Below are 11,632 nucleotides of genomic sequence, written 5' to 3'. Positions count from 1 at the left end.
AATGTTCTCGAAATCGAGAGTTGTGAACTATATCACAATACGTTTCTTTTGAAACAAAAAAATTGACCTGAGGTCAACTTATCCATTCAAAAAGAATGGCGGTGAGGGAGGGATTCGAACCCTCGATACGGCTACAAACCGTATACTCCCTTAGCAGGGGAGCGCCTTCAGCCTCTCGGCCACCTCACCACACTATATTCTTCACTGCTTAATCCTAAGAGAAAACAAGAGAAGAATATGGCGCGTCCTGGAGGATTCGAACCTCCGACCGCCTGGTTCGTAGCCAGGTACTCTATCCAGCTGAGCTAAGGACGCGCTGTTTGTTTAAAAACCGAGTTAATAAAAACACTGAAATTAAACGATGCAAGAAATGGCGGTGAGGGAGGGATTCGAACCCTCGATACGGCTACAAACCGTATACTCCCTTAGCAGGGGAGCGCCTTCAGCCTCTCGGCCACCTCACCGTCTTGCGGAGGCACATATTACGATTTACCAAAAATATGTCAAACACTTTCTTGGCAAAAATTGCAAAAAAACGCTTAACCGTTGGCTATTTAATCAAAGCGGTGTGAATTCACACTTTCCGCCAATATGAACCTTTCAATAGGTAGAAAAAAGGCCAGTGTTTCCACTAGCCTCAACTGCACAATTTAGTAGTTGCCTGATGCAACATTACCGTTGCCTTTTTCAGCCTGAATGCGCATGTAGATCTCTTCACGGTGTACAGACACCTCTTTTGGTGCATTTACACCGATACGTACTTGGTTACCCTTTACACCTAAAACTGTAACTGTAACTTCATCACCAATCATAAGTGTTTCGCCAACACGGCGAGTCAAAATTAGCATTCTGTGCTCCTTGAATAATCTCTGACTTTTCTGCTACGGCGCCATTATCCAACAAACTGTCTAAGTTGGTAAACTAGCGATTAACCCAACAAGGCATGTTTTTGCTGAATATCAATTGAGCCGCTTTGCGTAATGTATGAATCATGCAATATGTTCGCTGCTTTGTCGACACATTCAGGTGGCACAACCAACTGAATACATTGACACGCCTGTTCATAATAATTAACAGTAACTCCCTGCTCTTCAAGCAGCTTGCATGATAAATGTAACAATTCTTTTGCTTGCAAACCAACTACCGTTAACAAGCTAACAGCTTCACTATTACGGATTTTATCGTTAAACACCAGAGCTAACTTTGCACTAGCATCCTGTTTTATCACGATTCCCGTCCATTCTGCCTTCTTGATCACATTCCAAACTTCAATCCCAATCATTTGGCACTGTTTAATGACTTGTTCTTCATGCTCAGGCTGTATCTCTATTGAGACTAAGTCTCGCGCAATCGCAATCCCTGAGACATCAGATAAACACATTTCACCTTTCACTAAACTGCCTTCATTGACATCGAATGTCGAAAGAACTCTCAAAGGAACGTCATTCTTCCATGCATATTCGACACAAGGTAAATGAAGCACTTTAGCGCCTCGCTTAGCCATTTGAGTCATGGAAGGAAAATCGATCGTTGGAAGTTTGCGAGCGCCTTTGACTACTCGCGGATCGCAGCTATATATGCCATCCACATCGGTAAAGATCTGGCATTCTTTCGCATTAAGCGCACCCGCCAAGGTTACCGCACTGGTATCTGACCCACCTCGACCTAAGGTCGTGATGTCCCCTTTCTCATTCACACCTTGAAAACCTGCGACAATCACTATCTGGTCTTGAGCTAAAAGCTCATCGATCTTCGAAGTATCAATCGTTTTAATCGTAGCATCATTATGCAGACTGTCCGTGACAATCCCCGCTTGGGAACCGGTTAACGAAATGGCACTGTATCCATTGCGATTAAGCGTCATCGCAAGCAACGCCATAGAAACCTGTTCGCCTGCCGACAGTAGTACATCTAATTCACGTGCACTCGGGACTGCATCAATTTGTTGAGCCAACCCAAGAAGTCGGTTTGTCTCTCCAGACATTGCCGAAACAACAACGACAACTTGATTTCCATCATTCTTAGCCTGAATAATGTGTTCGGCTACCTGTGCAATACGGTCAATTGTACCTACAGAGGTTCCACCAAACTTTTGTACGATTAGGGGCTTTTCCACCAGTCTTCACCTTCCCGAGATAAGCATCTCATTGAGTCATCTATCGATGACAAATAAAACAAAAACCAAGTGATTCACTTGGCCAGTAACATTGCGCCAATTAAACCACTTGGTCATTTTAGATTAGTTAAGCTCAATCAAATCTGTGTCAATTGAGCTCAATTTTTGCGAATTACAAACGCTCTTCTAACCAGCCTCGAACTGATTGCAGAGCTTCAGGTAGAGCCGAAACATCAGTACCACCAGCTTGAGCCATATCTGGACGGCCGCCACCTTTACCACCCACTTGCTGAGCGACCATGTTAACGAGCTCGCCCGCTTTCACTTTGCCTGTCAGATCTTTAGTGACACCTGCAATCAGGCCAACTTTATCATTCGCAACGTTTGCAATTAGGATAACGCCACTGCCTACACGGTTCTTGGCATCATCAACCATAGTACGAAGATTCTTGTTGTCTGCGCCTTCCAGTGCGGCAACCAGAACTTTAGTACCGTTGATCTCTTCAACTTTACCCATGATGTTGGCACTTTCAGCAGCAGCCATCTTGTCTTTAAGCATTTGAATTTCTTTTTCAAGTGCTTTGGCTTTCTTAGCCGCTTCAGCGAGCTTCTCAACAGCTTTATCTTCAGCCGCTTCAATCGCATCAAGCGCTGCTTCACCGGTTACCGCTTCGATACGACGAATACCTGCCGCGATACCACCTTCAGACGTAATCTTGAATAGACCAATGTCACCTGTATTATCAGCGTGGATACCACCACATAGTTCAGTTGAGAACTCACCCATCGAAAGAACGCGTACTTCGTCATCGTACTTCTCGCCGAATAGAGCCATTGCGCCTTTCTGCTTAGCCGATTCGATGTCCATAACGTTAGTTTCAATCACGTGGTTGCGACGAACTTGCGAGTTTACTAGGCGCTCAACTTCTTTTAGTTCTGCAGTAGTAACCGCTTCTAAATGCGAGAAGTCGAAACGTAGGTTTTCAGGTTTAACTAGCGAGCCTTTCTGAGTCACGTGCTCACCTAGAACTTGGCGAAGCGCTGCGTGTAGTAAGTGAGTTGCAGAGTGGTTTAGAGAGATAGATGCGCGACGCTCAGCATCAACAACCGCTTCTACTTCATCACCTTTCGCTAGAACGCCTTCAGCTAGGACACCGTGGTGCGCGATAGCGTTACCGAGTTTCTGAGTGTCTTCTACTTTGAATAAACCAGATTCCGTTTTTAGCACACCAGCATCACCACACTGACCACCTGATTCTGCGTAGAATGGGGTTTCATCTAGAATGATGATGGCCTTGTCGCCAGCAGACAGAGAGTCAGCCGCTTCACCTTCAACGAAGATTTCAGCCACATTGCTCTTGCCTTTCGTTCCTACGTAACCGCAGAACTCAGACTCTACCTCAGATTTAATCGTCGCATTGTAGTCAGTGCCGAACTGGCCAGCTTCACGAGCGCGTTGACGCTGCTCTTCCATCGCTTTCTCGAAGCCTGCTTCATCAATCGTGAAGTCACGCTCACGAGCAACGTCATTAGTTAAATCTGCAGGGAAGCCGTACGTATCGTAAAGTTTAAATACTGTTTCGCCATCTAACTCTTTACCTTCAAGCGCATCCAGTGCTTCGTTTAGGATAACCATGCCGCGCTCTAGTGTGCGACCAAAGTTCTCTTCTTCAATGCGAAGTACTTTTTCAACAATCGCTTGTTGCTTCTTAAGCTCGTCTGCTGCAGAGCCCATTACCTCAGCAAGTACACCCACGAGTTTGTGGAAGAACACGCCTTTCGCACCTAGCTTGTTACCATGACGAACGGCGCGACGAATGATACGACGTAGAACGTAGCCACGGCCTTCGTTTGAAGGCATAACGCCATCAGCGATTAGGAATGAACAAGAACGGATGTGGTCAGCAATTACACGTAGCGATTGGTTTGAAAGGTCGTCGTGACCGACTACCTCTGCTGTCGCCTTGATTAGCTTTTGGAATACATCGATTTCGTAGTTTGAGTGAACGCCCTGCATGATTGCAGAAATACGCTCGATACCCATACCAGTATCAACAGCTGGCTTAGGTAGTGGCTCCATCGTGCCATCAGCATGACGGTTAAACTGCATAAATACGTTGTTCCAGATCTCGATGAAACGGTCACCGTCTTCTTCAGGCGTACCAGGGCGGCCACCCCAAATGTGCTCACCGTGATCGTAGAAGATTTCAGTACATGGACCACAAGGACCTGTATCACCCATAGTCCAGAAGTTGTCAGATTCGAACTTCTTACCACCTTCTTTGTCACCGATACGAACGATCTTATCAGCAGGAACGCCGACTTTTTTGTTCCAAATATCGAATGCTTCGTCATCTGTTTCGTATACCGTAACCAGTAGCTTCTCTTCAGGCAGCCCAAGAGTCTTGGTTAGAAATTCCCAAGCAAACGCAATCGCGTCTTCTTTGAAGTAATCGCCAAAGCTGAAGTTACCGAGCATTTCGAAGAAAGTATGGTGACGAGCGGTAAAACCAACGTTTTCTAGGTCGTTATGCTTACCACCTGCACGTACACAACGTTGAGCCGTAGTTGCTCGAGTATAGGCTCGCTTTTCAGCGCCTAAGAAGCAATCTTTGAATTGGTTCATACCTGCATTTGTGAATAGCAGGGTTGGATCGTTATGTGGTACTAACGATGAACTGTCTACGATTTGGTGTCCTTTGCTTTCAAAGAACTTAAGGAACGCGTTACGAACCTCATCAGTGCTCATGTACATGCAGCTCTTCCTGAAAATAGTCGAGTTAGAATTTTGCGCTATTGTAGATCATGGTTAACGCTACGACTAGTTTTCTAACAGAAAAGAACTGATTGAGAGGTAAATTCAGGGCAAATAGCCAAACTGATACGTTTCGTTGCTGTTATTCTTCGTTTTCTGAGTTTAACGCATAGCTGATTTGCTCAAAGCTATACCCGCGGTACTGAAGAAATCTCACCTGTTTTGCGTACTCTTTTTGGTCTTTCGCTTTTTGCCCTTTGAATTTTTTTTCAGCGGCACTTTTAGCTAGCTCAAACCAATCTTGAGGCTCTTCCGCCATTGCCTGCTCCAATATTGATTCTGCAACGCGTTTTTGGTTCAATTCTTGGCGAATTCTGCGCTCACCATGGCCTTTATAAATATGCTGTCTAATTTGACTTCTTGCATAGCGAAGATCGTCTAGGTAGTTATGCTCTAAACAGAAATTCAGCGCTTTTTGGATGTCCTCATCTTCATAACCTTTAATACTCAGCTTTTGATTAAGCTCATATTCGCCATGGTCTCTTCGGCTTAACAGTTGAATTGCGGCTTCAATAGGAGAAAGAATTGGCGCTTTTCTGGAATACATAGGCTTAATTTCGGATGTAAATTGATGGGGGTAGGAATCGAGACTAGATAAACAAAAGCCCCGCGATAGGCGAGGCTCTCAATGAATCAAGAGTGATTAGAACTCTTCTTCTTTTGGTGTTTCGCCTGCTTCTGGAGCTTCAGGCTGTGCAGGTGTTAGCAGCATTTCACGTAGCTTAGCATCAATTGCTTTTGCAGCTTCTGGGTTTTCACGTAGGAACTTACCTGCGTTTGCTTTACCTTGGCCAATCTTGTCGCCGTTGTAGCTGTACCAAGCACCCGCTTTCTCAACAAGTTTGTGCTTAACACCTAGGTCGATTAGCTCACCTTCACGGTTAAAGCCTTGACCATATAGAATTTGAGTTTCAGCTTGCTTAAATGGCGCCGCAATCTTGTTCTTAACAACTTTGATGCGAGTTTCGTTACCCACAACCTCGTCACCTTCTTTGATAGAACCGGTACGACGGATATCTAGACGAACTGAAGCGTAGAACTTAAGTGCGTTACCACCTGTGGTGGTTTCTGGGTTACCAAACATCACACCAATCTTCATACGGATTTGGTTGATGAAGATACACATACAGTTTGACTGCTTAAGGTTACCCGTTAGCTTACGCATGGCTTGCGATAGCATACGTGCTTGAAGACCCATATGGCTGTCGCCCATTTCGCCTTCAATCTCCGCTTTCGGAGTTAGTGCTGCAACTGAGTCAACAACCAATACGTCGATAGCACCTGAACGCGCTAGCGCATCACAGATTTCAAGCGCTTGTTCACCCGTATCAGGCTGAGAAACCAATAGCGCGTCGATATCAACACCGAGTTTCTGTGCATAAATTGGGTCTAGAGCGTGCTCTGCATCAACGAAAGCACAGGTTTTGCCTTCACGTTGCGCCGCTGCAATTAGCTCAAGAGTTAACGTTGTTTTACCTGACGATTCTGGACCGTAGATTTCAACGATACGGCCCATTGGCAGGCCACCAGCACCCAGTGCGATATCAAGAGAAAGTGAACCTGTTGAGATGGTTTCTACGTCCATTGTGCGGTTATCGCCAAGACGCATGATTGAACCTTTACCAAATTGCTTTTCAATCTGACCTAAAGCTGCGGCCAGAGCCTTCTGTTTATTATCGTCCATCTCTTTCTCCGATATGCTCACCGCTAAGGCAGTGAGCTTTGTCTTTATTCTGTGATGCCAGCATTCTACTGTGCAGTAATTGAAAGTTATTATACTGTTGATTCATACAGTGTCTATACCTGTATGGATTTTTTTTATTCGCTTTGGCTAACTAATTGGCTAGCAATACAAAATTTATGATGTTGCGCACAGATGCTCATACAGTACTCTCAGGGCATGTTCGATAACCTGATTGCGCACCGCGATTCGGTCACCATTAAAATATTGAGTCTCGACTTGCAGCCAACCCGCATCATCTCCCCAAGCAAAACACACCGTTCCCACGGGCTTCTCTTCACTACCACCACCAGGGCCAGCAATACCACTGACGGCGATCGCTACATTGGCATTGGAGTACTTCAGTGCCCCCGCAACCATTTCGGTAACGGTTTGCTCACTGACAGCGCCAAAGCCCTCAAGCGTTTTTGATTGAACATCAATCATCTCCATTTTGGCTTCGTTGCTGTAGGTGATGAAGGCGCGATCAAACCAATCGGAGCTTCCCGCTATATCGGTTATCGCAGTAGAAATCCCGCCACCAGTACATGACTCGGCTGTGGTTAAAACGAGTTGACGAGATTGCAGCGCTCTACCTACCGTTTCACTTAAAGAATATTGATCTTTCATGACCGAAAGTCCCCTTCGAACCTTTTCGCTTTTAGTGCTTTCACGTATCCTAAGCCGCAATCGAGATAAACAAAAGATGTAAGCCGTGAAAGCCGATCAAAAACACACTCCAATGATGCAGCAGTACCTAAAACTCAAAGCAGAAAATCCTGATATTCTGCTGTTTTATCGCATGGGAGATTTCTACGAACTGTTTTATGACGATGCAAAGCGCGCTTCACAACTTTTGGATATATCTTTAACAAAACGCGGTGCATCTGCGGGTGAGCCGATTCCAATGGCGGGTGTGCCTTATCACGCCGTTGAAGGTTACTTAGCTAAGCTCGTGCAGCTTGGTGAGTCGGTCGCGATTTGTGAGCAAGTGGCGATCCGGCCACCAGCAAAGGGCCGGTTGAACGCCAAGTAGTACGTATTGTCACGCCGGGAACGGTAACCGATGAAGCACTACTTTCAGAAAGACTTGATAACCTGATTGCTGCTATCTATTACCACAACGGTAAGTTTGGTTACGCAACGTTGGACGTCACTTCCGGTCGCTTTCAATTAAGTGAGCCTGAAACCGAAGAAGCGATGGCGGCGGAACTGCAGCGTACTTCGCCTCGTGAACTGCTATTTCCGGAAGACTTTGAACCTGTTCATTTGATGGCCTCGCGTAACAGCAATCGTCGCCGTCCTGTTTGGGAGTTTGAGCTAGATACTGCGAAGCAGCAGCTTAATCAGCAATTTGGTACTCGCGATCTGGTTGGCTTTGGTGTAGAAAATGCCAAGCTGGGTTTGTGTGCAGCTGGCTGTTTGATCCAATACGTAAAAGACACTCAGCGAACAGCCCTTCCGCACATTCGCTCGCTTACATTTGATCGTCAAGATCGATCGGTCATTTTGGATGCCGCAACGCGCCGCAATCTCGAAATTACGCAAAACCTATCTGGCGGTACCGACAATACGCTTGCCGAAGTGTTGGATTACAGTGCGACCCCTATGGGTAGCCGAATGCTAAAACGCTGGTTGCACCAACCGATGCGCTGTTTGGATACCCTTAATCAACGACTCGACGCGATCACTGAGCTAAAAGATAACGCGACTTACGAAAGCCTTCAGCCTGTACTGAAACAGATCGGCGACATTGAACGTATTTTGGCTCGCCTAGCACTGCGTTCTGCACGACCTCGCGACATGGCTCGCCTTCGTAGCGCAATGCAGCAGCTACCAGAGTTGGCGGAATACACGTCATCACTCCAACATCCATATCTAGCGAAACTGGCGCAATACTCTTTGCCTATGGATGAAGTTTGTCAGCTGCTCGAAAATGCAATCAAAGAGAATCCACCAGTCGTGATTCGTGATGGTGGCGTTATCGCAACGGGGTACAACGCAGAGCTTGATGAGTGGCGTAATCTTGCAGAAGGCGCGACAGAATATTTAGAGAAGCTTGAGGCTGATGAGCGTGAGCGACATGGCATCGACACTCTTAAAGTTGGCTATAACAATGTTCATGGCTTCTTTATTCAGGTAAGTCGTGGTCAAAGCCACCTAGTGCCACCTCACTATGTACGCCGTCAAACTCTGAAAAATGCAGAGCGCTACATTATTCCAGAGTTAAAAGAGCATGAAGACAAGGTGCTCAACTCTAAATCTAAAGCCCTTGCGATTGAAAAGCAGCTTTGGGAAGAGCTATTTGATCTGCTTCTGCCGCATCTAGAAGCGCTGCAGAATCTTGCGTCGGCCATTTCTCAATTGGACGTTCTACAAAACCTCGCTGAACGAGCAGAGTCTCTGGATTACTGCCGCCCATCGCTAAGTAAAGAGCCAAGTGTCCACATTCAAGGTGGTCGCCACCCTGTGGTTGAGCAAGTGATGGACGAACCTTTTATTGCCAACCCAATAGAGCTACATGACCAGCGCAAAATGCTGATCATTACTGGCCCGAACATGGGTGGTAAATCGACTTACATGCGCCAAACGGCACTGATTGCGCTCATGGCACATATTGGTTGTTATGTGCCAGCGGAAAACGCCACGATTGGCTCAATTGATCGAATCTTTACACGTATCGGGGCATCCGATGATCTGGCTTCAGGTCGCTCTACTTTCATGGTTGAGATGACAGAAACGGCCAATATCCTGCACAACGCAACGCAAAATAGCCTAGTGCTAATGGATGAAATTGGTCGAGGTACCAGTACGTACGATGGTTTATCTTTGGCTTGGGCAAGTGCCGAGTGGCTGGCAACCAAAGTGGGCGCAATGACCTTATTCGCTACCCATTACTTTGAGCTAACCGAGCTACCAAAACAATTGCCAAACCTCGCTAATGTACACTTAGACGCAGTAGAACATGGCGACAGCATTGCCTTCATGCACGCCGTACAAGAAGGCGCAGCAAGCAAATCATACGGTCTAGCCGTTGCTGGCCTAGCGGGCGTACCAAAAGCGGTGATCAAAAACGCACGCGCTAAACTTACGAAACTCGAACAACTCGGCCAAGGGCAACCGGCTCCAGCTTCTAATGGTGTCGATATTGCCAATCAACTCAGTTTGATCCCAGAACCAAGCGAAGTGGAATCTGCACTCGCTAACATTGACCCTGACGATCTTACACCACGTCAGGCTCTGGAAGAGCTCTACCGTCTTAAAAAGCTCTTGTAGCTTTAGCTCACCCGAGCTTAAAACTAAAAAAGGCCGCATTTTGCGGCCTTTTAGATACTCATATTGCACTAAACTTCGTCTTCCACCGAGAACAAACTTTCCATATTAAGACCTTGCTTAATCAGAATTTCTCTTAGACGACGTAGACCTTCTACTTGAATCTGGCGAACACGTTCGCGAGTTAAGTTGATTTCTCGACCTACCTCTTCCAGTGTTGATGGCTCATAACCAAGTAGTCCGAATCGACGCGCAAGTACTTCTTTCTGTTTTGGATTCAGTTCGTCCAGCCAGTGGATCAGCGAATCTTTGATATCGTTGTCTTGTGTCGAAACTTCTGGATCTGAGTTGTTTACGTCTGGGATGATATCCAGTAAAGCTTTCTCGCCATCACCACCAATTGGTGTGTCTACAGAGCTAACACGCTCATTGAGGCGAAGCATCTTGCTGACATCTTCAACGGGTTTATCTAGCTGAGTCGCGATCTCTTCTGCCGTAGGCTCATGGTCAAGTTTTTGTGACAGCTCACGAGCGGTACGCAAGTAGATATTAAGCTCTTTTACGACGTGAATCGGTAAGCGAATAGTGCGGGTTTGGTTCATCAAAGCACGTTCAATAGTTTGACGAATCCACCATGTCGCATAAGTTGAGAAACGGAACCCACGCTCAGGGTCAAATTTTTCTACCGCTCGAATAAGGCCTAGGTTACCTTCTTCAATAAGGTCAAGTAGTGCAAGACCACGGTTGCTGTAGCGGCGAGAAATTTTAACCACAAGACGCAAGTTACTTTCGATCATACGTTTGCGTGCGGCTTCATCACCACGCAATGCGCGGCGTGCGTATAAAACTTCTTCTTCTGCGGTTAGAAGTGGCGAGAAACCAATTTCACCTAAATAAAGCTGAGTGGCATCTAGACTTTTCGTCGAGACTTCAAATTCCTCTTTGGTCTCTTCAACGGTTTCGGCTTGATTAGTGGTTTGAGTGCTGTTTTCATTCTGCTCTACTTCGGCATTATCTAACTCAAACTCTTCGACTTTAGTTGCTGCGTTGCTGATACTCATAGCGCCTCCCCCTGGCGAGCTAGCAAGACATTACTACTGTTAATGTCGCTAAATTACTCTTCTCAAGTAAATTTATGGCAAGTATCGTTTTGGATTAACTGACTTGCTTGGTAGCGAATTTCAAAGTGTAGTCGAACACTGTTGGTTCCTGAACTGCCCATTGTTGCTATTTTTTGGCCTGCTTTTACACTTTGTCCTTCTTGTACGAGCAACCGATCATTATGAGCGTAGGCACTGAGGTAATTATCATTATGTTTTACAATCACGAGATTGCCGTAACCACGTAGCGCATTGCCTGAATAGACGACGGTTCCTCCAGCAGTCGATACAATGGATTGTCCGCGTTGTCCTGCGATATCAATACCATTATTCCCTTGATCGCCTGCAGAAAAGTTCTTGATAACCCTCCCCTTCGTTGGCCACAACCACTTGCTTACTTTAGCGTTGCTTTGCTTCGGTGCGCTAGCAGTTTTGTTAACATTTTGTTTACTTGTAGAACCAACATACTCCTTTGATTTTGATTGATCAACCTTCTTGGGCGGATCTTTTTTCGACACTTTTTGGTTAGAGTTTGTACTCTTTGGCTTGGCAGCTTGTTTAGGGGGACTGCTTGCAGCTGTCGTGGTAGAGGCACCAGCTGCACCTGC

General features: G+C 46.1%; 7 protein-coding genes, 3 tRNA genes and 2 pseudogenes. 1 reads left to right on the top strand and 11 read right to left on the bottom strand.

Features of this window, described 5'->3' with window-relative positions; all coding sequences use genetic code 11:
- Nucleotides 1-96 precede the first annotated feature (96 nt).
- The 9 genes from UA76_RS06545 to UA76_RS06505 all read right to left on the bottom strand — a co-directional run bounded on the left by UA76_RS06545 (nucleotide 97) and on the right by UA76_RS06505 (nucleotide 7,281).
- Nucleotides 97-189, bottom strand: a tRNA-Ser gene (locus UA76_RS06545).
- Nucleotides 190-238: 49 nt separating this feature from the next.
- Nucleotides 239-315, bottom strand: a tRNA-Arg gene (locus UA76_RS06540).
- 56 nt (nucleotides 316-371) lie between these two features.
- Nucleotides 372-464: transfer RNA gene (locus UA76_RS06535), tRNA-Ser, on the bottom strand.
- Between the two features lie 186 nt (nucleotides 465-650).
- Nucleotides 651-848, bottom strand: a complete 198-nt coding sequence (gene csrA / locus UA76_RS06530) for a carbon storage regulator CsrA (protein WP_004415691.1) — start codon at nucleotides 846-848, stop codon at nucleotides 651-653.
- 80 nt (nucleotides 849-928) lie between these two features.
- Nucleotides 929-2,116, bottom strand: a complete 1,188-nt coding sequence (locus tag UA76_RS06525) for an aspartate kinase (protein WP_047044175.1) — start codon at nucleotides 2,114-2,116, stop codon at nucleotides 929-931.
- 172 nt (nucleotides 2,117-2,288) lie between these two features.
- Nucleotides 2,289-4,871, bottom strand: coding sequence for an alanine--tRNA ligase (alaS, locus tag UA76_RS06520; RefSeq protein WP_047044173.1), 2,583 nt, complete (start codon nucleotides 4,869-4,871; stop codon nucleotides 2,289-2,291).
- A 142-nt stretch (nucleotides 4,872-5,013) separates the two neighbouring features.
- Entirely contained in the window at nucleotides 5,014-5,478 is a 465-nt protein-coding gene (recX, locus tag UA76_RS06515) for a recombination regulator RecX (protein WP_047044171.1), read from the bottom strand.
- 96 nt (nucleotides 5,479-5,574) lie between these two features.
- Nucleotides 5,575-6,615 carry a recombinase RecA gene (gene recA, locus UA76_RS06510; protein ID WP_047044169.1) on the bottom strand — a complete coding sequence of 347 codons (1,041 nt, stop codon included), beginning with the start codon at nucleotides 6,613-6,615 and terminating at the stop codon, nucleotides 5,575-5,577.
- A 174-nt stretch (nucleotides 6,616-6,789) separates the two neighbouring features.
- Nucleotides 6,790-7,281, bottom strand: coding sequence for a CinA family protein (locus tag UA76_RS06505; RefSeq protein WP_047044167.1), 492 nt, complete (start codon nucleotides 7,279-7,281; stop codon nucleotides 6,790-6,792).
- An 85-nt stretch (nucleotides 7,282-7,366) separates the two neighbouring features.
- Here UA76_RS06505 and mutS point away from each other — a divergent pair.
- A pseudogene (gene mutS / locus UA76_RS06500) lies at nucleotides 7,367-9,927 on the top strand (DNA mismatch repair protein MutS).
- Between the two features lie 68 nt (nucleotides 9,928-9,995).
- On the opposite strand, the gene rpoS reads toward mutS, so the two are convergent.
- Nucleotides 9,996-10,985, bottom strand: a complete 990-nt coding sequence (rpoS, locus tag UA76_RS06495; RefSeq protein ID WP_047044165.1) for an RNA polymerase sigma factor RpoS — start codon at nucleotides 10,983-10,985, stop codon at nucleotides 9,996-9,998.
- Between the two features lie 72 nt (nucleotides 10,986-11,057).
- Nucleotides 11,058-11,632 (bottom strand): annotated as a pseudogene (locus tag UA76_RS06490) (peptidoglycan DD-metalloendopeptidase family protein); the annotation flags it as partial.

Origin of the sequence: Vibrio mexicanus, assembly GCF_001012815.1 — a bacterium.
In the GTDB taxonomy this organism is placed as follows: Bacteria; Pseudomonadota; Gammaproteobacteria; order Enterobacterales; family Vibrionaceae; genus Vibrio; species Vibrio mexicanus.
Note: the sequence above shows the minus strand (reverse complement) of the source record. Positions and strands in the feature narration are given on the sequence as shown.

Excerpts from the sequence above, each read along its gene's own strand:
- rpoS (WP_047044165.1), bottom strand. The coding sequence starts at position 10,985 with ATGAGTATCAGCAACGCAGCAACTAAAGTCGAAGAGTTTGAGTTAGAT.
- recA (WP_047044169.1), bottom strand. The coding sequence starts at position 6,615 with ATGGACGATAATAAACAGAAGGCTCTGGCCGCAGCTTTAGGTCAGATT.
- alaS (WP_047044173.1), bottom strand. The coding sequence starts at position 4,871 with ATGTACATGAGCACTGATGAGGTTCGTAACGCGTTCCTTAAGTTCTTT.
- UA76_RS06505 (WP_047044167.1), bottom strand. The coding sequence starts at position 7,281 with ATGAAAGATCAATATTCTTTAAGTGAAACGGTAGGTAGAGCGCTGCAA.
- recX (WP_047044171.1), bottom strand. The coding sequence starts at position 5,478 with ATGTATTCCAGAAAAGCGCCAATTCTTTCTCCTATTGAAGCCGCAATT.
- csrA (WP_004415691.1), bottom strand. The coding sequence starts at position 848 with ATGCTAATTTTGACTCGCCGTGTTGGCGAAACACTTATGATTGGTGAT.